Annotated in this window: 26 protein-coding genes; 7 read left to right on the top strand and 19 right to left on the bottom strand. The window is 40.3% G+C overall.

Annotation, left to right across the window (positions count from 1 at the left end; all coding sequences use genetic code 11):
- Nucleotides 1–18: 18 nt before the first annotated feature.
- The 11 genes from PQ578_RS04150 to PQ578_RS04100 form a co-directional block, all read right to left on the bottom strand.
- Nucleotides 19–846 carry a carbohydrate ABC transporter permease gene (locus PQ578_RS04150; protein ID WP_273832310.1) on the bottom strand — a complete coding sequence of 276 codons (828 nt, stop codon included), beginning with the start codon at nucleotides 844–846 and terminating at the stop codon, nucleotides 19–21.
- Between the two features lie 36 nt (nucleotides 847–882).
- The gene (locus tag PQ578_RS04145) at nucleotides 883–2,229 is read right to left on the bottom strand and encodes a carbohydrate ABC transporter permease (RefSeq protein ID WP_273832309.1); all 1,347 of its coding nucleotides are present in this window, start codon (nucleotides 2,227–2,229) and stop codon (nucleotides 883–885) included.
- Nucleotides 2,230–2,386: 157 nt separating this feature from the next.
- A complete protein-coding gene (locus PQ578_RS04140; protein ID WP_273832308.1) occupies nucleotides 2,387–3,703 on the bottom strand; it encodes an ABC transporter substrate-binding protein in 1,317 nt (438 codons plus the stop codon).
- Nucleotides 3,704–3,788: 85 nt separating this feature from the next.
- On the bottom strand, nucleotides 3,789–4,778 hold the full coding sequence (locus PQ578_RS04135) for a LacI family DNA-binding transcriptional regulator (RefSeq protein ID WP_273832307.1): 990 nt from the start codon (nucleotides 4,776–4,778) through the stop codon (nucleotides 3,789–3,791).
- 129 nt (nucleotides 4,779–4,907) lie between these two features.
- The gene (locus PQ578_RS04130) at nucleotides 4,908–5,660 is read right to left on the bottom strand and encodes a sugar phosphate isomerase/epimerase family protein (protein WP_273832306.1); all 753 of its coding nucleotides are present in this window, start codon (nucleotides 5,658–5,660) and stop codon (nucleotides 4,908–4,910) included.
- Between the two features lie 32 nt (nucleotides 5,661–5,692).
- The gene (locus PQ578_RS04125; protein ID WP_273832304.1) at nucleotides 5,693–5,836 is read right to left on the bottom strand and encodes a hypothetical protein; all 144 of its coding nucleotides are present in this window, start codon (nucleotides 5,834–5,836) and stop codon (nucleotides 5,693–5,695) included.
- A 220-nt stretch (nucleotides 5,837–6,056) separates the two neighbouring features.
- Nucleotides 6,057–6,413, bottom strand: coding sequence for a HesB/IscA family protein (locus PQ578_RS04120; RefSeq protein WP_159784541.1), 357 nt, complete (start codon nucleotides 6,411–6,413; stop codon nucleotides 6,057–6,059).
- A 145-nt stretch (nucleotides 6,414–6,558) separates the two neighbouring features.
- Entirely contained in the window at nucleotides 6,559–7,416 is an 858-nt protein-coding gene (dapF, locus tag PQ578_RS04115) for a diaminopimelate epimerase (protein ID WP_273832302.1), read from the bottom strand.
- Nucleotides 7,417–7,438: 22 nt separating this feature from the next.
- Nucleotides 7,439–7,678, bottom strand: a complete 240-nt coding sequence (locus PQ578_RS04110) for a hypothetical protein (protein WP_160920729.1) — start codon at nucleotides 7,676–7,678, stop codon at nucleotides 7,439–7,441.
- Nucleotides 7,679–7,813: 135 nt separating this feature from the next.
- On the bottom strand, nucleotides 7,814–9,037 hold the full coding sequence (locus PQ578_RS04105; RefSeq protein WP_165997682.1) for a NupC/NupG family nucleoside CNT transporter: 1,224 nt from the start codon (nucleotides 9,035–9,037) through the stop codon (nucleotides 7,814–7,816).
- Between the two features lie 238 nt (nucleotides 9,038–9,275).
- Complete coding sequence (locus PQ578_RS04100) at nucleotides 9,276–9,500, bottom strand: DUF1450 domain-containing protein (protein WP_273832301.1); 225 nt, start codon at nucleotides 9,498–9,500, stop codon at nucleotides 9,276–9,278.
- Between the two features lie 217 nt (nucleotides 9,501–9,717).
- On the opposite strand from PQ578_RS04100, the gene PQ578_RS04095 reads away from it, so the two are divergent.
- The gene (locus PQ578_RS04095) at nucleotides 9,718–10,782 is read left to right on the top strand and encodes an NAD(P)/FAD-dependent oxidoreductase (RefSeq protein WP_273832300.1); all 1,065 of its coding nucleotides are present in this window, start codon (nucleotides 9,718–9,720) and stop codon (nucleotides 10,780–10,782) included.
- Nucleotides 10,783–10,826: 44 nt separating this feature from the next.
- On the opposite strand, the gene PQ578_RS04090 is transcribed toward PQ578_RS04095, so the two are convergent.
- Nucleotides 10,827–11,135 carry a DUF1462 family protein gene (locus PQ578_RS04090; RefSeq protein ID WP_273832299.1) on the bottom strand — a complete coding sequence of 103 codons (309 nt, stop codon included), beginning with the start codon at nucleotides 11,133–11,135 and terminating at the stop codon, nucleotides 10,827–10,829.
- Between the two features lie 236 nt (nucleotides 11,136–11,371).
- Between PQ578_RS04090 and PQ578_RS04085 the strand changes: the two genes are divergently transcribed.
- Nucleotides 11,372–11,593 (top strand): NifU family protein, encoded by a 222-nt coding sequence (locus PQ578_RS04085; protein ID WP_142329613.1) that lies wholly within the window; start codon nucleotides 11,372–11,374, stop codon nucleotides 11,591–11,593.
- A 47-nt stretch (nucleotides 11,594–11,640) separates the two neighbouring features.
- On the opposite strand, the gene PQ578_RS04080 is transcribed toward PQ578_RS04085, so the two are convergent.
- On the bottom strand, nucleotides 11,641–12,636 hold the full coding sequence (locus PQ578_RS04080) for a protein kinase family protein (protein ID WP_273832297.1): 996 nt from the start codon (nucleotides 12,634–12,636) through the stop codon (nucleotides 11,641–11,643).
- A 169-nt stretch (nucleotides 12,637–12,805) separates the two neighbouring features.
- Here PQ578_RS04080 and PQ578_RS04075 point away from each other — a divergent pair, with 169 nt between their 5' ends.
- A complete protein-coding gene (locus PQ578_RS04075) occupies nucleotides 12,806–13,303 on the top strand; it encodes a phosphatidylglycerophosphatase A family protein (protein ID WP_160920723.1) in 498 nt (165 codons plus the stop codon).
- A gap of 31 nt (nucleotides 13,304–13,334) precedes the next feature.
- Here the strand turns inward: PQ578_RS04075 and PQ578_RS04070 are convergent, their stop codons facing one another.
- Entirely contained in the window at nucleotides 13,335–14,099 is a 765-nt protein-coding gene (locus PQ578_RS04070) for a TIGR01457 family HAD-type hydrolase (protein ID WP_273832295.1), read from the bottom strand.
- 170 nt (nucleotides 14,100–14,269) lie between these two features.
- Nucleotides 14,270–14,716, bottom strand: coding sequence for a DUF86 domain-containing protein (locus PQ578_RS04065; protein WP_273832294.1), 447 nt, complete (start codon nucleotides 14,714–14,716; stop codon nucleotides 14,270–14,272).
- 155 nt (nucleotides 14,717–14,871) lie between these two features.
- On the opposite strand from PQ578_RS04065, the gene PQ578_RS04060 reads away from it, so the two are divergent.
- Together PQ578_RS04060 and PQ578_RS04055 are read left to right on the top strand one after the other, a co-directional pair.
- Nucleotides 14,872–15,144 (top strand): DUF3055 domain-containing protein, encoded by a 273-nt coding sequence (locus PQ578_RS04060; protein ID WP_098444844.1) that lies wholly within the window; start codon nucleotides 14,872–14,874, stop codon nucleotides 15,142–15,144.
- Between the two features lie 48 nt (nucleotides 15,145–15,192).
- Nucleotides 15,193–15,462, top strand: a complete 270-nt coding sequence (locus PQ578_RS04055; RefSeq protein ID WP_098444845.1) for a hypothetical protein — start codon at nucleotides 15,193–15,195, stop codon at nucleotides 15,460–15,462.
- A gap of 11 nt (nucleotides 15,463–15,473) precedes the next feature.
- On the opposite strand, the gene PQ578_RS04050 is transcribed toward PQ578_RS04055, so the two are convergent.
- Nucleotides 15,474–15,779, bottom strand: a complete 306-nt coding sequence (locus tag PQ578_RS04050; RefSeq protein WP_159787681.1) for a YutD family protein — start codon at nucleotides 15,777–15,779, stop codon at nucleotides 15,474–15,476.
- 125 nt (nucleotides 15,780–15,904) lie between these two features.
- Between PQ578_RS04050 and PQ578_RS04045 the strand changes: the two genes are divergently transcribed.
- Entirely contained in the window at nucleotides 15,905–16,564 is a 660-nt protein-coding gene (locus PQ578_RS04045) for a YhcN/YlaJ family sporulation lipoprotein (RefSeq protein ID WP_273832293.1), read from the top strand.
- Between the two features lie 48 nt (nucleotides 16,565–16,612).
- Here the strand turns inward: PQ578_RS04045 and lipA are convergent, their stop codons facing one another.
- Nucleotides 16,613–17,500, bottom strand: coding sequence for a lipoyl synthase (gene lipA / locus PQ578_RS04040; RefSeq protein WP_098444848.1), 888 nt, complete (start codon nucleotides 17,498–17,500; stop codon nucleotides 16,613–16,615).
- Between the two features lie 183 nt (nucleotides 17,501–17,683).
- Here lipA and PQ578_RS04035 point away from each other — a divergent pair, with 183 nt between their 5' ends.
- On the top strand, nucleotides 17,684–18,670 hold the full coding sequence (locus PQ578_RS04035; RefSeq protein WP_273832292.1) for a M23 family metallopeptidase: 987 nt from the start codon (nucleotides 17,684–17,686) through the stop codon (nucleotides 18,668–18,670).
- Nucleotides 18,671–18,708: 38 nt separating this feature from the next.
- Here the strand turns inward: PQ578_RS04035 and PQ578_RS04030 are convergent, their stop codons facing one another.
- The gene (locus tag PQ578_RS04030) at nucleotides 18,709–18,813 is read right to left on the bottom strand and encodes a methionine/alanine import family NSS transporter small subunit (protein ID WP_194218990.1); all 105 of its coding nucleotides are present in this window, start codon (nucleotides 18,811–18,813) and stop codon (nucleotides 18,709–18,711) included.
- 1 nt (nucleotide 18,814) lies between these two features.
- Nucleotides 18,815–20,341 carry a sodium-dependent transporter gene (locus tag PQ578_RS04025; RefSeq protein WP_159784572.1) on the bottom strand — a complete coding sequence of 509 codons (1,527 nt, stop codon included), beginning with the start codon at nucleotides 20,339–20,341 and terminating at the stop codon, nucleotides 18,815–18,817.
- Between the last annotated feature and the right edge of the window lie 202 nt (nucleotides 20,342–20,543).

The raw sequence follows: 20,543 nt of genomic DNA, 5'->3' as shown, positions 1-20,543 counted from the left end.
AATCCACTCCTATTTTATCTATTCTTTTACTGAACCTGATGTTAAACCTGACACAATTCTTCGTTGGAAAATCAGTACCATAATGACAAGCGGCACCGTTACAACAACTGTCGCTGCAGAAATCTCTCCCCATGGGATCGTATACTGTCCCTGGAAAAGCGCAATTCCGACTGGTACGGTTTTAAACTTATCTGCCGTGTTAATCGTAAGAGCAAACAAGAATTCATTCCATGCGGCAATAAAGACAAGGATTGCAGTCGTGAAAATACCCGGCACCGCAAGCGGCATAATCACTTTCCAATATGTTTGCCATAAGGAAGCGCCATCAATTTTCGCTGCTTCTTCCAGATCGAACGGAATTTTGCGGAAGAAGGTAACGAGAAGCCAGATCGATAATGGTAGCGTGATCGTTGTATACGGAATTATGAGCCCAAGGTAACTATTTGTAAGACCTAAATTCTTTAGAAAAATATAGATTGGTGAAATCGTTGCTACTTGTGGAAACATCGAAACGGATAAGACGATTCCTAAAATAATCGGTTTCCCTTTAAAATTCAGCCGCGCGATGGAGTACGCCGCGAATGAGGCAACTAGCACGGTGTAAACAGTTGTGATCGTTGCAACAACGGTACTATTCCAAAGGTAGCGAGGGAACGGATAGTCTACGAAAACGGATACATAGTTTTGTAGAGTAGGGTTATCCGTAAACGGATTGAACGCTTTTTCACCAAAGAGCTCTGTTAGCGGTTTAATCGAACTTGCGAGCATCCATAAGAACGGAAACATGACAACAAAGACAAACACAACTAGGAAAACGTAAAACATCGGTCCCGCTTTCTTATTCATCTGGCTGGCCCTCCTTCTTCATGATAAAATACATTCTCATTTCTTTCCAGTTCCGTCGTTTATTAATTCAGCACCAAGTAATTTAATAAAGATTCCAGAGATGATGGCAACACAGATGAACACAACAACTGAAATCGCAGAACCTTCACCAAAATTAGTCTGAGTAAACATCAACGTATAAGCGAGCATTGAGATCGTTTCGGTTGAGTTCGCTGGACCTCCACCAGTTAATACGTAAATTAAGTCAAACACACGGAACGCATCTAGCGTTCGGAATAAGAGTGCAACAAGAAGACTTGTTTTTAAAAGTGGCAAGGTAATCGTTACGAACTGCTTCCACTTGTTCGCTCCATCAATCGATGCCGCTTCATAAAGAGAAGATGGAATCGTTTGCAGACCAGCTAATAAAAGTAGCGCCATGTATGGTGTCGTTTTCCATACGTCAGCGAAGATAACAGAGAACATGGCACCAGTATCAGTTGTAAGAAGCATGGCCATGCGATCAATTAAACCAACATCTTCAAACAGCTTCGCTACGATACCGTTTTGACCATCATAAAGGAACTTCCACATAAGGGCCGCAACAGCTGTTGGAATTGCCCATGGGATTAGGATACTTGCTCGAATCAATCCTCGCCCTAAGAAAGCTTTGTTAATAAGGAGAGCAATCGCTAGACCAAGAATGAGCTCAGCTAGAACAGAAATAAATGTAAACACAGTCGTGTTCCAAAGAGACTTCCACATCCGCTGATCAGTTAAATTATCTTTGTAATGCTCAAATCCAATGAAGTTCGGTTCAACAACAATTTCAGTTAGTGCGGATGATAAACCAACAATCTTATCGCCTTTTTCCAAACTTCCATTTTCATTGATCGTCATTAAATCATTATTGATTGCTTTAACGGAAGACGTAAAATCCTCTGCTACACTCTTTTCGATTTCAACGTACTTCATGTCATCCGGAACGTTCTCAAAACTATCAAGTTTTTCATTTATCACATCGTAATTTTCTTCTGCTTTCGGATTCTCTCTAATGCTCGCATCGAGTTCTTCAAGCGTTGCCTTCATCTCCGTAAGCTCTTCGCTTGAATTTCCTTTATCAATTTCAGAGTTAATCGCCCCGACTAGGAACGGATAGTTTTGCAAGTAACGGTCCAGGTCAATTTGATAATCGAGATGAACTTCTGATTTTGTTGGTTCATTAAGACGAAGGTCGAAAAGACTAAAATAAAATGACTGGAAAACTGGCCAAATAGAAATCGCTAGAATTAGGATCAGTGCTGGGGCAAGAAGTAAATAACCGACAACCGCATCGTTTTTTTTCTTCTTTTTGGGCTGTTTCTCCACTTTAATAGGCTCTTTTGGATCGATATCTGTTTGCATACCAACGCTCCTCTCTTTAAGAAAAAGGTGTCTTATTGTTCCGTTACAATGCTATAAGACACCGCTTTTGATAATTCAAATTTTCTTATAGCCCTTTTCTCAAAAAATATGTAGGAAAGACATTAGCCTTCGTGTGGAAGGCTAATGAACTTTTCTATTATTTTTCTAGCTTTTCATTCATTTCTTTTTCCATCGCAGCTGCTGCTTCTTCAGGAGTTTCTTCTCCAGCAATGGCTTTAGAAATGTGGATTTGAATAATTTCAGAGATTTCAGGGTAGTTTGGAGCTACAGGACGGGAAACAGCTGCTTCAAGTGCTGTTTGGAATCCTTCTTCTCCAAAGAATGGGTTTGCTTCGATAATTTCTTCATCTTCAAAAAGAGCTGGTAGCGTTGGAGCATGAGAGCCTTCAATCGCATCAATTTTCTGTCCTTCTTCACCAGTCATAAACTTCAAGAACTCCCACGCTTCTTGAGGATGTTCAGAGAAATTATTGATGGCTGCCATCCAACCGCCAAGTGCTGATGCTGATCCTGCATCACCTTCAGGAAGTGGAGCGACTTCAACATTCCCTACAATTTTAGACTGTTCTTCATCATTTGCTAGAGAGTACTGATATGGCCAGTTACGAATAAACGGAGACTGTCCTTCAATAAAAGCGGTGTGAGATTCTACTTCAGTGAACGTATTGATGTTACCTGGAACAAAATCAGAGTTTGCGATTTCAACCATTTTTGAAATACCTTTGATTGCTTCAGGGCTATTGATGACAACTTCTCCATTCTCATCAATAAACGCACCACCGTAAGAACCGACAAATTCAACTGCGTTTGTCACGAGACCTTCATATTGCTTCGCTTGCATGAGGTAACCAAACTTCGTACCGTCTTCACCTTTTAGCTCAGAAGCTTGAGTCATCAAGTCATCCCACGTTTTTGGCGCTTCAGATACTAAGTCAGAGCGGTAGAAAAGCATTCCAGTATCAATGAACTTCGGCATTGCCCACTGCTTCCCATTAAATGTTGCTGCTGTTACCGGTCCCTGGTTGTAGTCATCCATGTTGATGCCGTCTTTTTCAATAAAGCGGTCTAGAGGAAGAACATATCCTGCTTGAGCAAATTCCGCAGGCCAGATCACGTCGATATCAAACACATCGATTTCAGATGATTCAGCGTTCAGCATTGTAACATATGCGTCATGCTGTGCTCCCGTATCTGTTGGCATTTCGCGGAATTCAATTTCAATATTCGGGTTTTGTTTTTCGAATTCCTCAACCATAACGTCGGTTGCACCTGTTGCATCTTTACCACGCGCATAAACGAGCGTTACTTTTTCTCCGTCACCTGAACTCGCATTTTCATCACCAGAATTGTTGCTAGTATTACTTGAAGAATTATTTGAAGAACTACATGCTGAAAGAACAAGGATAAGGGCCAAAACGATAAAAAGTAGTTTACTATTCTTCAATATTCGCATAATACAAAATCCCCCTTAAGTTTTGTTGAAATCGATATCAATTTTGAAATCGATTTCAAAAGACAGCGCTTACATAAATTGCAAGTTAAGTCGATTTTCGAATAACAAGCGATAATGGTAGCTCCATTACACTTTGTCTAACACGTTCACGCTTTCCTTTTAAACAATCAATAAAAATAGTCATCGCACGACTACCAATCTCGGCACCTGGTTGATAAATTGTCGTTAGCTCTGGTTCAATCATACTAGCAATCGGCTGATCATCAAATCCTAGTATCGCTATGTCTCCAGGAACATCCAACCCATTTCGCTTCGCTTCCTTCACCATTGCTGCCGCTACTTCATCCCCACCAGTAAAGATGGCTGTCGGTCGTTCTGTTAACGATAAAATTTGGTTAAATGTTTTGACACCATCTTCCATCGTATATGTATCATGGAAGATCCATTCTGATTTCACTTCAAGACCAGCTTCATCCACTGCTTGAAAGAATCCTTTGCGGCGATCATTGGATAATCCACTTGTTGATCCCATGCAGTATGCGAGTCGCTGATGCCCTCGTTCAATCAGATGCTTTGTCCCTAAATAACTCCCCTGAACTTGATTCAATCGAACCATCGGTACTGTCGCATCGTGATGATACTCGTTGCATAGAATAATCGGTCCATGATCGGTATATGGCTGAATTTGCTCCCAATCATTTTCTATTGAAGTGAAGATCACACCATCAACTTGCTTCGTTTGCAAGAGATTGAGGAATTCAAGTTCCTTCTTCTTACTTGATTTTGTCTGACAAATAATAAGCTGAAAGCCATTTTCCTCTGCAACTTTCTCAATGCCATCTAATATCAACGTGAAGAAGGGATTGGTTAACCTCGGGATCAAAACCGCTACAAGATTTGTTCTACGATTGCGTAGATTTCGAGCAGACGTGTTTGGAAAATACCCGAGTTCCTTCATCGCCTCATGAACTAATCGACGTTTGTCTTTGGATACGTGCGGATAATCATTAATGACACGTGACACTGTCGCTCGTGATAATCCAGTATAGTCTGCGACGTCAGCAATTGTTGCCATGTTCCATCCTCCTCTGAAAGTACAAAAGACCCTCCCTTCTTTTGTAATCGATTTCATGAAATCGATTACAAACATCATAACGCATGTTCACAGAATGTTCAACTTTATTTTCAAAATATTATAACGCTTTTATTTTTTTAGCTGAACTTCACGTAAATATTTGTAGCTCTGTGTCACACTTTCAATTGGATCGAAGTCACAGTCATCTTGTTCAACAACCCACCACTGCACACCGCAAGCTTGTCCCTGCTCAATCACTTCTTCAATAGCAATGTTTCCTGTACCAAGGATAACCGTTGCTTCTCTTTCATCATCTGACCGGTCCTTCAAATGGATGATTGGTGTTCTTCCTGCAAATTTTTGCATCCATTCAACAGGATCATGTCCAACTTGATTGAGCCAATAAATATCAAATTCAGCTTGGATAGCATCATGTGCATCTAAAATGCGATATAGGTCACTACCTTCAATACTACGGCCAAGTTCAAAATCATGATGATGATAGGCAATTTCCATTCCCTGTTTACTACAAACGAGCGCTGCATATTTCATGGTCTCTGCTACTTTCTTATAATCTTCAGGGCTTCTTCTTTCAGAAGGTAACCATGGACAAACAATCCGCGTATTTCCTAACACTTTTTGTTCCTCGATAACCGCTTCTAACTCATTTTCAATACGTTCAATTGGTACATGATGGGCGATGACAGACAGACCAAGCTCATCTAACTTGCTCTTCACATCTTGTGGTTTGTGACCATGAAGCCCAGCAAGCTCAACACCTTCATAACCGATGGCTTCTACCCTTACTAACGTTTCAAAAAAATCTTTTTCACATTCGTTTCGTAGCGTGTAAAGTTGTAATCCTACGCCAATTTCAATCATTTGTGACACTCCTTTTTTGTATAAAGAATAAATTAAAAGTTTAATCCCATCGCTATGATATAAAAACCAACTGGTTCACTTTCTCCTTCTGAGATAAAACTTCTCCACCATTCACTAATTTTCGATAAAACGACGGAAATCCCTTTTTTGTGACAAAAAACTTTTTTATCTTTCATGAAATTTCAAGTGCTCCTTCAGTTCTTGACCGAGTAAATGCAAGACGTTTCGTGATCCATATGTACCGTGACTCCCATTGTTTACAACTCGTCTTTTCCCTTAGTGGTAAAGAAGACTACATTTCAGCTGTTTTCATAGAGATTCTCTAAAACACATCATAAAAAAACTTCTCTATTCGTTCTATAAAAACAGAACAATAGAGAAGTTTTAAATTCATGCTTAACAATTCTCCGGCGAACCAGCATTCGTCGCTGTTTTAAACGAAGAACCACAGCCACATGATGCGATTGCATTCGGGTTATCAATCGTAAACCCGCCGCCCATCATGTTTTGTTTATAATCAATCTTCACACCATCTAAAACCGGTGCGCTTTCGTTGTCCATAATAATCGTGACGCCATGCTGAGGATCTAGTGCTTGATCATCGGCTTTCATTTCAGTATCAAAACCCATACCGTAACTTAAACCAGTACACCCGCCACCTTTTACACCAACACGCAAGTAAAGGTTGTCACCTTCTTCTTGCTTCATCATTTCTTTTACCTGTGCTGCTGCAGCTTCAGATAAATGGATCATTAAAATCCCTCCAATCACCGTAATGCTATTTCTAGTATACCGCGTGAGCGAACTAAGCTCAACAATTGAACCTCAGGTGCTCGCCTTATATCTCAATGTAAAAGTATCATATGCTTCTCATCAAGCTTTTGACTATAAGCAAATTCTATTTCACGAAGTATACACCGGTTGAAATGGTGACAGCCGGCCCCGTCATCCACACGTGGTCATCACTATCCCAAGTAATGTCCAGGTCACCACCAGCAAGATGAACCGTTACCTTTGTTCCTTTAGGTGTTTTATTATTTAATACACCTGCAACGACAGCGGCGCACGCCCCCGTTCCGCATGCTTGTGTGATACCTGAACCTCGTTCCCATACACGAAAATGATACTCACTGCTTGATACAACCTCAACGAACTCCACGTTAATACTTTCTGGAAATAGCTCATAATCTGTAAAATAAGGTCCTGCGGTCGTAAGAGGTGCAGAATAAATATCTTCGACAAACATCACCATATGAGGATTTCCCATCGAAACTCCCGTCATACGTAGGGATTGATTTTCAAAATCAATCGGTTCATTAATTACTTTTTCTTCCGCATTCCCTTTCATCGGAAGACTCCCTCTTGTCCATTGAGGTTTTCCCATATCAATTGTTACCGTTTCAACCACATCACTAACGAGATGAACTTCTGCTTGCACGAGCCCTGCTAGCGTTTCAATCGCAAATTTCGTTTCAGTAACAAGCTTATTCTCATAAGCGTATTTGGCTACACAGCGTAATCCATTCCCACAGTTTCTACCTTCTGATCCATCTTTATTAAAAATCCTCATTTTCACTTCTGCTTTATCTGATGGACAAATCAAGATCATGCCGTCTGATCCGATGCCCGTGTAAACATCAGACACTTCTTTTGCATATTGAGGAAGGTTACTTTCGTTTAATGGTTGCTCGAATGTGTTGATGTAAATGTAGTTATTGCCAAGACCATGCATTTTTGTATACGTAATTTCCTGCAATGCTGTCACTCTTTCTGTCTTTTTATTGGTTTTTCCGAACGGCTTCTGTCGTCCAGAAATAGTCGCTATCGATTTTTTCAATCACGAGCTTGCCGTTACAACAAGGCATCACGAGTCTTGTTTTTATTTCTTCACAGCCTTGCTGATAATCTCGTTCTGTCATCGGTGTTAATACATTCTCCGTCTGACAGAATGGGCATTCTGGAACGTAAACGTCGCCCATCATACGATCATACGGCAATGTATGTTCAAAGCTACTCATCAGTGATCCCTCCTGCCTTTTAATTAAACAAGTATATCGTAAAATTATAAAAATACAACAATACTTTGCTTGAATTAGCATCACAAAATGATTAAATTACCATAAAAAAAAGCCCCTTTAAAAGAGGCTTTCAACTTAGAAAATAAGCATACCCGCAATTGCTGCGTTTAACAGGTTTGCAAGGGTACCAGCTAAGATCGCGCGCATTCCAAACTTTGCAATTTCCGGACGACGTTTCGGTGCAAGACCGCCTAGTCCACCTAGTAGGATTGCAAGAGATGAGAAGTTTGCAAATCCACATAGAGCGAAGCTAATAATCGCAACTGATTTATCAGATAGGTTACCAGCACTGATTTCCGGTCCGAAAGAAGAGAAAGCCACAAATTCGTTCAGAATTAACTTCTGTCCAATGTAGTTACCTGCTTGAACAGCATCTTGCCATGGAACACCTATTACAAACGCAAGTGGTGAGAAGATATACCCAAGAATTTGCTGAATGGTTAAGCCACCCGCACCAAACCAACCGCCAACTGCACCAAGCAAGCCATTTAAAAGCGCAATTAATGCGATAAATGCAAGAAGCATAGCTCCAACGTTTAAAGCAAGTTTCAGTCCGTCTGATGCACCGTGTGCCGCAGCATCAATCACGTTAACGTGATCTTCATTTCTTTCCATTTTAATTTCTTTAGCTGTTTCTGGTGTTTCTGTTTCAGGCATAATCAGCTTCGCCATTAATAGACCACCTGGCGCTGCCATGAAACTTGCCGCTAGGAGATACTCAAGCGGTACACCGAGCAGAGAATAACCAATTAATACAGAGCCGGCAACGGAAGCAAGTCCACCAGTCATAACGGCGAATAACTCAGATTTCGTCATTTTATCCAAGTAAGGTTTAATAACTAGCGGTGCTTCTGTTTGACCAACAAAGATATTCGCTGTTGCTGAAAGTGATTCAGCTTTACTTGTACCAAGTGCCCATGAGATCGCTCCACCAAGGATACGAATCACCCATTGCATAATACCTAGGTAATAAAGAACAGAAATTAGAGAAGAGAAGAATATAATAATGGTTAGAACTTGAAAAGCAAAGATCATCCCAATGTCTTCATTTCCAATTAACCCACCGAATAGGAAGCCAATTCCTTCATTGGCGTATCCAATTATATCTTGAACGAATAAGGATAGTTGTTTTAAAGCTGCCTTACCCGCTTCCCATTTAAGTACCACAAATGCAAATGCGACCTGTATCGCAAGTGCCCCTAGCACCGTACGAAGGTTAATCGCTTTGCGGTTTGTTGAAAAGATTAAGGCAATGGCAAAAAGTACAGCCATACCACCAAATCCCCATAGTATTTGCATATTTTACACCCCTCGTTAAATATTGTATCCGTTTATAAGCATAGGCTACCCCATTACCAGATTTAAAATTGAAATATTATAGCACTCAGCCAAATACAGCGCTTACAAACAGTGTTTTTCGTCGTCTGAAAATTCGACATTTTTCGCAGATAAGCGGAAAATAAAAAGTCTGCTCTCTCTCTATCAGACTTCAATGAACCTTTGTCATTATAACACAGAATATGAGCAATGAAAGCCCTTAATTATCTTCATTTAATTTTTGCGTGATTTTTTTAATTAGAGATTCAGACGTTTCAGCATTGATTAAGCGACCCTCAACAATCGCGAACGCCTCACTATAGCAGTTCCCACAATAACCAAGGCAACCATAATCAATTAATTCAACTCCTGGTACCTTTTCGAATACTTCCCATACCTTTTGATTTTCTCTTACATTACCAGCACAAAATTCGATTGTTTTCATTTTCATGCCACTCCCCAGTTACGCATTTCAGAAATGTTATTGTACATAAGTCTCAGTTTCGCTATACTTTTAACTGTCATAAAACATTCAAATGTATAAGTATAGTATAGCGCGTGTCGCTTCCTTATTTCTTCCTAAATCTTAACTTCTTCTTTAGCTTCTCTACATTATATAGGAAGACGGCGTTATTGAATTTTATCAAAGGGGACCTCTTATCATGAAAAGGCTAGTGCTATTAGGCGGCGGATACGGTGGTATGCGCATTCTACAGAAATTATTATCATCTGATTTACCAGAAGACCTCACGATTACGCTTGTTGACCGAAATCCTTATCATAGTATGAAAACGGAATATTACGCGCTTGCTGCCGGCACAGCAAGTGATCACCACATACGCGTTCAATTTCCAGTTCATCAAAAACTTGAAATCAAATATGGTGAAATTAATGGCATCGATCTAAACTCAAATGTGATTCACTTAAAAGATGATGACGACCTTGCTTATGACACCCTGGTCATTGGTCTTGGTTGTGAAGACAAATATCATAATGTGCCAGGCGCGGATCTTCATACATTAAGCATCCAAACCATTGATTCTTCAAGAAGAACGTATGAAACCTTGAACAACCTTGGTGCTAACTCAATCGTTGGGATTGTTGGAGCTGGTTTGAGTGGCGTTGAGCTCGCCAGTGAACTTCACGAAAGCAGACCAGACCTTCAAGTCAAATTATTTGATCGTGGTCATACGATCCTCTCAGCCTTTCCTGAAAGACTCGGAAAATATGTACAGTCTTGGTTTGAAGAACGTGATGTTGAGGTGGTTAGTGAGTCCAACATAACAAAAGTAGAACCGAATACCCTTTTTAATCATGGAGAACCCGTTCACTGTGACTCGATTGTTTGGACGGCCGGCATTCAGCCAAACAAAATCGTTCGTGAGCTAGATGTAGAAAAAGATCCCCAGCAGCGGATTATCCTGAATGACTACCACTCTATTCCAAATCACGACAATGCATTTGTTGTTGGCGACTGCGCAAGTTTGCCACATGCACCAAGTGCTCAGCTTGCTGAAGAACAAGCTGAACAAATTGCCCTTGTGCTACAAAAGCAATGGAAAAATGAAACACCGCCAGCCCTTCCACCGATTAAGATCAAAGGAACGCTTGGCTCACTCGGAAGCAAACATGGCTTTGGCGTGATGGCGAATCGACCACTCACTGGTCGAGTACCGCGTCTACTTAAGTCAGGGATCTTATGGATGTATAAGAATCATAATGGTTAAAAAATAAAAGGGAACCCAGCGCACATCGTCGCGGGTTCCTTTTATTATGCCGTAGCTGATTGATCTTCCAATACAGCATAGAGATCTTTCAACCTGGGATTTCCTTCTGAAACAATTTCATTTTGAACGACGATGACGGGATAAAATAGATCTTCATCAATTACTTTAGAGGCAAAAATCGCTTCTGCTCCTGAAAGTTGACTATGAATATCAATATATCGAACGGCAATTTTTCGATCCGGGTATTTCCGATCAAGGGCAGCTTTTAGCCATTCAGCCGTTTCTTCTGAAGAAGGCAGGTTCACACAGCTTGCACAACGTTCGCCTGCTCCATAGACAAGTACTTCCTCCATGATGAAAAACGTCCTTTCTATTCAATCCATTTACCTTTATTGTACCTTATTCCATTGAGACAGAAAAGAACCATTCGCCTTTTTTAGTACTTGCAATCATTTCCCTAGATGTTCCATCTTGAATCTGATTTCATACCATGATAAAGTAAGATGAGAATAATAATCATTCCACAATAACACATAGATTTTTCACATCAACATTAGTATAATGGAAGTATGAAGGGAGTCGATGAATGATGCAAGAGCAAGTACAAGATGTATTGAATAAACTGCGTCCATTCCTCCTGCGTGACGGCGGAGACGTAGAGCTTGTAGACATCGAAGACGGCGTAGTTAAAGTACGTCTAATGGGAGCGTGCGGCAGCTGCCCAAGTTCTACAATTACACTTAAAGCAGGAATCGAACGTGCACTACTTGAAGAAGTTCCTGGTGTAACAGAACTCGAGCAAGTATTTTAAACCAAACACATCCATCCCCTCTAGACGAGAGGGGATTTTTTTATGTTTTAACTTAACCAATCCACTCGTCTCATTTGGCTCCCGTAATCCCCCATTAACTCTTGAAATAACAAACGATAAACTTCCTCTCGCTCGCCTTCTCTTCTCACAAATTTCTTTAAGTTTAGGAAGCTCCGTTCTTTCTCTTTCAAATTGCCATCACTATAATAATGCTCAACCGTCTCCACATAAGGGAGCGGAAAAAGCAAACGTGCATATAAGAGATTCCAGTCCATTTGATTCAACGAACGACGTTCATGATAATCCCACAAGAACTGCCTGATTGTTTCAAAGTTCCCTTCGCCTTCTACCAACTCATATCGAATCCATTCGGCAAGATCTCTAGCTGGATGGTCTAAAATAAAATCATTTGGAAACAGTCCTTCTGAATTCCGACGATATTTCGCTGTATACCGGTTAAACGCGAGCGTTCTAATTTGAAATGGATTCGTTCCTGTATCAATCCCACAGTCTACAATATACTGAATCGCATTTTCTGCTAAACCAGAATAATAAGGAAATGTTTCAATAAACCATGTATCAAATTCTCGATGAGGCTGCGCCTGATTTTTCAATTCTTCTCGAAAGGATTCAAGTTGATCCATTCTGAACTGCCATCTCATTTGCCATGGCTGAATTTCCGGCAAATCATTGTAAGCCACTAGAAGATTACCTGCTTTTCGATGAAACAGTGCTAGCCGACTGCCATCACTATGATGAGTGTGACGTTGATACGGTTTTCGATAAAGAACATGAGCTTCATTTTGTATCGTCTCAATATACTTCCCTCTTCTTGAAGAAATTGGCAACATTGTCGGTTCATTCTGTTGATTAAAATAATTTGCCACCATAACATACCAAGGGAATTCACTTTCCTGCTCCAATTGCGCCCGTTTCAATATAAATTCTGATTGATCTGAACCCCTAAGTAAGTAGCCACCTTTTTCCTCATTCTGCTGATCCACAACAATCCCATATTGATGAAAAATCTCACGCTCCAGCATGCTAACCCTCCGACATTTCGTCTTTGTATTTGTACTATATGCCTAAGGCGCCCAATCGGTGTAATCGATTCAACTGAACATCACTGTCATATTTCTCCGCCCTTCACCATATACTAATATAATCAACTCTATCCAATACCAATTTACTATAAAGTTAGGTGGGACAAGAATGGGCCAAGAACATATGGACCTTGTAGAAAAAGCAGCGAGAAGTAAATTAAAAGAACGTGGAGTCGAGATCAAAGATATCGCAGACCTCGTCTTTTACCTTCAAGAAAAATATCACCCTAACCTTAAGATAGAAACATGTATCCAGAACGTAGAACGCGTGTTATCAAAAAGAGAAGTTCAAAATGCAGTATTAACTGGCATCCAACTAGATGAATTAACGGAGAAAAAACTTCTTGATCAACCGCTCCAAGATATTTTAATGAAAGATGAAGGTTTATATGGTGTCGATGAAATTATTGCTTTATCAATCGTCAACGTTTATGGTTCGATAGGTTTTACGAATTATGGCTTTATCGATAAGCAAAAGCCAGGTATTCTAGAACGATTAAACGATAAGACGACAGGTGAATGTCACACGTACCTCGATGATATTGTTGGCGCGATTGCAGCAGCCGCCTCAAGTCGTCTTGCACATCGAGCACAAAAAACGGAATAACCCAACATAAAAACGCCCTCCGGGGGCGTTTTTATATGCTCCATTCATCTAATGTTTGAACGGTATACGTTGGGAGCTTTTCCACTGACTCCAAGTGCTCTTTCGTCGTGACACCCGTGTGCACAAGCAGGGTATCTAATCCTGCGTTAATGCCTGCAAGGATATCTGTCCGGTAATTATCCCCTACCATTAACGTCTCTTCCTTAGATGTACCGAGTTGTGCCAAAGCTTGTTCCATAATAATCGGTTCAGGCTTCCCAATAAAAATCGGATCCGTTTCTGTTGAAACAGAAACCACTGAAGTTAATGAACCATTACCAGGTAGCAATCCACGTTCTGTTGGAATCGCAATATCGCCATTAGTCGATATAAACGTAGCCCCGTTTCGAACGGCAATACAAGCTTTAGCAAATTTTTCATAAGTAATTGAGCGGTCAATGCCAACGACAACGTAATCGGGATGATCGTCTTGAAGCGTTAGTCCTTCATCCGTTAACGCATCGCGAATCCCTTCTTCACCGATTACATACACCGATGCATCATTCTTCTCATGTGAGATATAGCTTGCTGTCGCCATACTTGTTGTAAACACATGATTTGGCGTGCAAGGAACACCAAATGCCTCAAGCTTCTCAGACACTTGTTCTTTCCGTTTTGATGAATTGTTCGTCACAAATAAATAAGGAATATCCGCTTCCTTTAAACGCTTCACGAATTCAACTGCCTCATGAATCTTTTCAGTGCCACGGTACATCGTGCCATCTAGATCAATTAAATAACCTTTATAGTTTTTCATTTTTTACTTCCTCCTTCTATTTATCCAATCCATAAGAAAACCGCTTTCATTTATCGAAAGCGGTTCCCCAGCCGTGTTTTTGAATGCATAACGTTAATTTCTTTTCACAGTTCTTACTACCTCTCATCAAATACACCCTTCTTTCTTTACATGCTTCGATTATTCAAGTTTTAACGATGATTGTCTGGAAGAAAAGCTGAGACTGCGCCCAATTCTTGCGTTAAGTACTTTCTTATATCAGCAGGAAATTGCTCAAGTGCACTGAGATTTTTCCGTAGGTTTTGCTCCAATGCTCCATGTTGAGGGTTAACATACTCCTGCATAAGCGGTTTTCTCATACCAACTACTTCTTTTAACCGAACAGCATTCTCAGAGGAAATCACTTTTTCATCAGATAAAATTTCAATAATATCCTCATAACTACCCGGATCTCGCATAATAAAACCATCGATCATGCTGTTTCCGACATCGATCATGCTTTCAATAAAAACATGATGAAGTCTCTCTAATCCAAGCATTTGAAGTTCCGTCTGAAAAGAACTTTCTTTTAATATCTTTATCATTTTATCAAAATAAATGAGCTGTTCTTCAATTTTCTTACGATCCACAAAGTACATAGAAATACACCTGCCTTTAATCCAATCGATATAAATACTTTTCTTTAGTTTATCATATCCTAAAATGCAAAAGCTTACATTTTCTATCGAAAGCTTGTATGACAACGCTTCATAAGATGGTATGATAGCGTTAACTAGAAAAGGAGGGTGCTATGATGGAAGATGAACGACTCATCTACGACGAACAGGAGGCTACTGAAGCCAGGTTCGTGTGCTTTATGGGAAGCAATCATCGGTTTGACCTTTGTATTGTAAAATCAGATCGCTTTTATGGAAAATCGTTAGTCCTCGATATTCAAGGAGGCAAATTTGCAATTATCGGCCACGATGATCTAAATGAGCCAGGAAACCTCGAGCATGCCTACTCTCTCAATGAGGAAGATGCCGAAGAACTTCGCAACTTTTTGAGAGAAGTTCTAAGTCACTAATATTTTAGTTAGCAATGAATACACTACCTCCTAAGGTGGTGTTTATTCATGTTTGATGATGAAGATTATCAAGACTTTGCTAACGTAGAAAAGGGAAGAAATTACGTCCTTCCAGAAGATACCCCGGAGGGTCCATATGGTTCACCGGTAAATAAAAAGCTGGGTAAAACGACTCCATGGCGAGAAGGCCAGCGATCTTACAGTGCGTTTAACTACGAGAATAAAAACCTTCACCAACACTTACCTCGTCAGGACCCTGGTTCCCATCCACCACACGATGATCCAGACAAGGACTCTGAAAAACCATACAAAGCATAAGCCTACTCGGCTTATGCTTCTTGTTGTTGCTTCTTAGGATTTTCTTTCTTTTGCTTTTTTAATACAAAGTAAGGACAGCCAAAATTGCAGTATTCATATAAATAATCCAGCACCGTGCTGAATTTTGTATCAAATGTCGCTTTCTGATTGCGATCATCAAAAAATCCTTTTAATCGAAGCTGACCGTATCCCCAGTCTCCGACAATATAGTCGTATTTATCTAGAATCTCACTATATCGAGCAAGAAAAGCTTCTTCGTTCCATCCTTCTCTTTCATCTTTCATCAACTCAAATGTATGTTGATTCACTTTTATCATGCTACTTCCCTCATTTCAAATGGGCTCATTAGTCTAATGATACCTTTTTTATTGGAATTGTCCAAGTAATACCAGGAAAAAAGAAGCTTAGTTCGGTCATGATAACAGTATGGAGGTGAAGACATTTGAAAAAACACATATTGCTTATACTGCCACTTGCAATTGGAATTACGGCATGTCAGGGAGAAAATGCGACTGATTCCTTTGATCATGCAGATTTAACACCGGTTAAAACCGATCCAGAAGAGTACGGAATGAATACTGCAAACTCTCAGGAAAAGGCCAAAAAAGGCGGATTTGGTTACATTCGTCACACACGAAATACAAACAACATGAATTCTCAAAAGCAACCTGAAAACATTGCTTACCTCGATCGTGATCGTATGTCTGATATGATCGGTTCGATGGCCATCGTGCTTCCTTATGTGAATGATGTGGCAACGCTAGTGACAGATGAAGAAGTGTTAATCGCCTATAAATCCACTTCGAAAGACCGTGATGCAACCGCTGATCAAGTTAAGAAAACAGCCCTCTCCGTTATCCCAAGGTATTACCATGTGTATGTTTCAGACGAAGAAGGAATGATTGCGGAAATCGAACGGTACCAAAATGCCTCTGCGGCAACAGGGGATTTAGATAAAAGCATTGAAGAAACCATCGCCAAAATGAAAAAAGCACCACAGGGCAAAAAAGTGAGTGATGGAGAGAATGAGAACGGTGAAATGAAAGGTGAAATGAATGAGGATTTAAACGATACAGGCGGTAAAGAAATGATGTCGAAGTAAAAAAATCGGCCCTCAGCAGGCCGATTTTTCTGGTTTTCTAAAACTGACTTAATTTGTTGCTTGTTTCGCGGCATTAACTTGCTCATCCGCATGATAAGAAGAACGAACCATTGGACCAGATTCGCAGTGTTTAAATCCTTTTTCCAACGCAATATCTTTTAACTCAAGAAATTCTTGTGGTGTCCAATATTTTTCAACTTTTAAATGCTTTTTCGAAGGTTGTAAGTATTGGCCAAGTGTAACAATATCAACGTCGTGTGCCCGAAGATCATCCAATGTTTGAATAATCTCCTCTTTTGTTTCACCAAGTCCCAGCATAATGCTTGATTTTGTCGGAATCTCAGGGTTCATTTCCTTGGCACGCTGAAGAAACTCAAGAGTACGACGGTATTTTGCACGTGCACGCACTCTTGGCGTTAAACGCTCCACTGTTTCAATATTATGATTCATGATATCCGGTTTTGCATCCATAAGGGTTTCAAGCGCTTCGTATTGACCACCCATGTCAGAAGGAAGAACTTCAATTGAGCAGAATGGATTTTTTCTACGAATAGCTCGAACCGTTTCAGCAAATACAGCTGCACCACCATCTTTCAAATCATCTCGCGCTACTGCCGTGATGACGACGTGCTTTAAGCCCATTTGTTCAACCGAATCAGCAACACGCTCTGGTTCAGCCCAATCTAGTTCTGTTGGAAGACCTGTTTTAACCGCACAGAAACGGCACGCTCGCGTACAAACATCACCAAGAATCATAAATGTCGCTGTTTTACGTACAGCCCAGCACTCATGAATATTAGGACAACGCGCTTCTTCACAGACCGTATGTAGTTTCTTCTCACGCATCATCTTTTTAAGACCTTTATAGTTCTCGTTCGTATTTAATTTTATTTTCAACCATTCGGGTTTTCTTAGATACTCTTCTTTCTTACTCAATACATTCACCTCACCTATCGCTTTTCTGTATTAAAGAATACCATAGTTACCCCATGGATTTCCATAAAAAGTGTGAATCTCGTGACGATTAAGACTTTAGACCTTCCATTATTTAGATCTAATGATTTGCGATTTGAAATGCACACTAAGTGTAATGACAAATAACGAAAGGAGAAGAAACGATTGAGAAAATACAGTTTTCTTATCCTTGTTCTTTTCTTTCTCATACCAGCTACTGTTTTTTCTGCTGAAGTGAATGAAGATAAATTAAAGAACGAACGCATGATGCTGTTTCATAAAATGGAAGCCGTCACGCAAGTTCCATGGTATCTTTACGCCGGAATTGATCAATATGAACGAAGCATTAGAAGGTCTCAAAAAGATATTCCTCGTGAAAAAGGAGCTATAGCCATTTACATTGCCCCAGAAAAATGGACGGGCGCAGCAAATCCGAATAAGGAAGATACAAGCACAGAGTCGATTTCGTTTTTTGGCGGCATAGGACTTGATGGGAACGGTGATGGTAAAGCAGACCGAACGAATGATGAAGATCTTCTTTATACGATTGGTGACTTCTTGCAAAAATACGGAACTTCGTTCGAAGACCTACAAATTGGATTATGGGACTTTTATCACCGCGATCAGGCGGTTCGAACCATTACAAGCAATAGTGCTGTTTACAAACGATTCGAAACGCTAAAGCTTGATAAACATGCCTTTCCAGTCCCTCTGCACGCAAACTACAGCTACCGAAGCACATGGGGTGACCGACGAGGCTGGGGTGGCCTTCGCATTCATGAAGGAACAGATATTTTTGCTTCTTATGGTGTTGGTGTTAAAGCCACAAGTTATGGAACTGTGGAAACAAAAGGATGGAATGAATATGGTGGTTGGCGGATTGGCATCCGGGATATTGATGGGAATTATCACTACTATGCACACCTAAACGGTTTTGAAAAAGGGATTGAGAAGGGAAGCGTTGTTCAGCCTGGTGAGATCATTGGCTACGTTGGTAGCTCAGGATATGGCCCTAAAGGAACAGCGGGGAAATTTCCACCGCACCTGCATTACGGTATTTATAAAGATAACGGAAGAACAGAATGGTCATATGATCCATATCCTTCTTTACGACTTTGGGAACGCCAGGAAAGAGCGCGAAAAAAATCCTAAAAAAAAGAAGAACTAGCGCGCTAGTTCTTCTTTTAGTTTCATTGTTTTTTTGAGACTCTAACAGCATTTAGAATACTTGCTGCAAGACCACCCCAGATAATGACCATTCCAACAACCATCATAAAGATCGCGCTACCACCCATATTAGCTTACCTCCTTATACTTTTGCTGCTCTACTTTCGCATCCCATTTCTTTAGGCTGAATAGAATTCCAACCAGAATGGCGAACCCTGCGACAGCCCAGCCGCTATAAAGGATAAAGCCGTTTGAGTAACCTTCATAGTTTCCAGTAGGCGTATCAAATTGACGAAGAAGATTCGTTTTAAACAGATCAAACATCATGTATCCAAGTACTAACGGAGTAATAACGCCAAGACAAGCTTTCCACCAGTACTTCAGCGAAATATCTGAAATGCCGTTTGCATGTGTTTCAAGCGTATTAAGCTCACGAAGCACCCAAGCCACTACGACTACTTCTACAAGACCAACAAATGCAATACCGAACTGGTTAATGAAATAATCCGCTGCATCTAGGAAGAACAAGCCGCCTTGAGTCGCAAATAAAATTGAGATAATGGAAGAAATTCCTCCACCAATTAAAACAGCTTTTGTGCGAGAAATTCCAAACTTCTCAGAAACCCCTGCTACGTACGTTTCTGAAATAGAAATAAGAGAAGACAATCCAGCTAGAACAAGTGATGCAAAGAACAGGAAGCCAAACAAACCGTTCAATGCTGGGAACTCATTAATAATTTGTGGGAAGACAACGAAAGCTAGTCCTACGCCACCGCTCACTACTTCACCAACGCTAAGTCCTTGCTGTTGTGCCATAAAACCTAGTGCAGAGAATACACCAATACCAGCAAGTAGTTCGAATGCTGAGTTACCGAAACCAGTAATAAAGGCGTTATTCGTAATATCTGACTTCTTAGGTAAGTAACTAGAATAAGTAATCATAATAGCAAAAGCAATCGATAAACTAAAGAAGATTTGTCCATAGGCAGCAACCCATACACTACCAGATGTAATGCTGTCAAAATTCGGTGTGAAGAAAGCATTTAGTCCTTCAGCAGCACCAGGAAGCGTCACTGCTCGGATGACAATAATTAAGAAAAGAACAATTAAAGTAGGAATGAAAATCTTGTTAGCACGCTCAATTCCTTTTTTAACACCGGCAAGAAGAACGCCTAATGTAATAATCCATACAGCAATTAACGGAAGAAATACGCCTGGTACGATACTACCTGTTTGTCCAGGATCAACCGTCAATTTCAAATAATCGTTAAAAAGGAACGCTTCTGTATCTGAACCCCAGCTCTGGTTAAAAGCAAAATAGCTATACGAGATCGCCCACGCAATAATAACGGCGTAGTATGTCGAGATAACAAAGGCAACAATAACGCCCCACCAGCCAAGCCATTCCATCTTTTTATTCATTCGAAAGAACGAAAGTGGCGCTGATCCACGGAACTTATGCCCTATTGTAAATTCAAGAATTAAAATTGGGATTCCAGCTGTTAGTAATGCAAATAAATAAGGTATAAAAAATGCCCCGCCACCATTGTCATAAGCAACAGCCGGAAATCTCCAAATGTTTCCTAGACCTATCGCTGATCCAACTGCAGCTAAAATAAATCCAGCCCTTGTTCCCCATTGCGCACGATTTTCCAAATGAATTACCCCCTTGAACAAATTAAACCCTTTTCACTATAAGCCTCCTTCCAGAAAAAGGTTAAGACTTTTAAGTAAATTCAGATTATTTTGTTTATAGTATATCTAGTACGTATGTCCTTGTCAAAACAATCTTTTTTCTTTTTTGGTATGAATCGTTCAATTTTTCATAGAAATCTCTCTATTTTTGTGTAAATACATA

The sequence above is a fragment of the Guptibacillus sedimenti genome, assembly GCF_028610665.1.
Classification (GTDB): Bacteria; Bacillota; Bacilli; order Bacillales; family Guptibacillaceae; genus Guptibacillus; species Guptibacillus sedimenti.
The sequence above is the reverse complement of the archived record's forward strand: the minus strand, read 5'-3'. Positions and strand labels throughout refer to the sequence as shown.

What these genes read in the sequence shown, in the direction of transcription:
- PQ578_RS04150 (WP_273832310.1), bottom strand. Translation starts at nt 846, where the DNA reads ATGAATAAGAAAGCGGGACCGATGTTTTACGTTTTCCTAGTTGTGTTT.
- PQ578_RS04145 (WP_273832309.1), bottom strand. Translation starts at nt 2,229, where the DNA reads ATGCAAACAGATATCGATCCAAAAGAGCCTATTAAAGTGGAGAAACAG.
- PQ578_RS04140 (WP_273832308.1), bottom strand. Translation starts at nt 3,703, where the DNA reads ATGCGAATATTGAAGAATAGTAAACTACTTTTTATCGTTTTGGCCCTT.
- PQ578_RS04135 (WP_273832307.1), bottom strand. Translation starts at nt 4,778, where the DNA reads ATGGCAACAATTGCTGACGTCGCAGACTATACTGGATTATCACGAGCG.
- PQ578_RS04130 (WP_273832306.1), bottom strand. Translation starts at nt 5,660, where the DNA reads ATGATTGAAATTGGCGTAGGATTACAACTTTACACGCTACGAAACGAA.
- PQ578_RS04125 (WP_273832304.1), bottom strand. Translation starts at nt 5,836, where the DNA reads ATGAAAGATAAAAAAGTTTTTTGTCACAAAAAAGGGATTTCCGTCGTT.
- PQ578_RS04120 (WP_159784541.1), bottom strand. Translation starts at nt 6,413, where the DNA reads ATGATCCATTTATCTGAAGCTGCAGCAGCACAGGTAAAAGAAATGATG.
- PQ578_RS04110 (WP_160920729.1), bottom strand. Translation starts at nt 7,678, where the DNA reads ATGAGTAGCTTTGAACATACATTGCCGTATGATCGTATGATGGGCGAC.
- PQ578_RS04105 (WP_165997682.1), bottom strand. Translation starts at nt 9,037, where the DNA reads ATGCAAATACTATGGGGATTTGGTGGTATGGCTGTACTTTTTGCCATT.
- PQ578_RS04100 (WP_273832301.1), bottom strand. Translation starts at nt 9,500, where the DNA reads ATGAAAACAATCGAATTTTGTGCTGGTAATGTAAGAGAAAATCAAAAG.
- PQ578_RS04095 (WP_273832300.1), top strand. Translation starts at nt 9,718, where the DNA reads ATGAAAAGGCTAGTGCTATTAGGCGGCGGATACGGTGGTATGCGCATT.
- PQ578_RS04090 (WP_273832299.1), bottom strand. Translation starts at nt 11,135, where the DNA reads ATGGAGGAAGTACTTGTCTATGGAGCAGGCGAACGTTGTGCAAGCTGT.
- PQ578_RS04085 (WP_142329613.1), top strand. Translation starts at nt 11,372, where the DNA reads ATGCAAGAGCAAGTACAAGATGTATTGAATAAACTGCGTCCATTCCTC.
- PQ578_RS04080 (WP_273832297.1), bottom strand. Translation starts at nt 12,636, where the DNA reads ATGCTGGAGCGTGAGATTTTTCATCAATATGGGATTGTTGTGGATCAG.
- PQ578_RS04075 (WP_160920723.1), top strand. Translation starts at nt 12,806, where the DNA reads ATGGGCCAAGAACATATGGACCTTGTAGAAAAAGCAGCGAGAAGTAAA.
- PQ578_RS04070 (WP_273832295.1), bottom strand. Translation starts at nt 14,099, where the DNA reads ATGAAAAACTATAAAGGTTATTTAATTGATCTAGATGGCACGATGTAC.
- PQ578_RS04065 (WP_273832294.1), bottom strand. Translation starts at nt 14,716, where the DNA reads ATGTACTTTGTGGATCGTAAGAAAATTGAAGAACAGCTCATTTATTTT.
- PQ578_RS04060 (WP_098444844.1), top strand. Translation starts at nt 14,872, where the DNA reads ATGGAAGATGAACGACTCATCTACGACGAACAGGAGGCTACTGAAGCC.
- PQ578_RS04055 (WP_098444845.1), top strand. Translation starts at nt 15,193, where the DNA reads ATGTTTGATGATGAAGATTATCAAGACTTTGCTAACGTAGAAAAGGGA.
- PQ578_RS04050 (WP_159787681.1), bottom strand. Translation starts at nt 15,779, where the DNA reads ATGATAAAAGTGAATCAACATACATTTGAGTTGATGAAAGATGAAAGA.
- PQ578_RS04030 (WP_194218990.1), bottom strand. Translation starts at nt 18,813, where the DNA reads ATGGGTGGTAGCGCGATCTTTATGATGGTTGTTGGAATGGTCATTATC.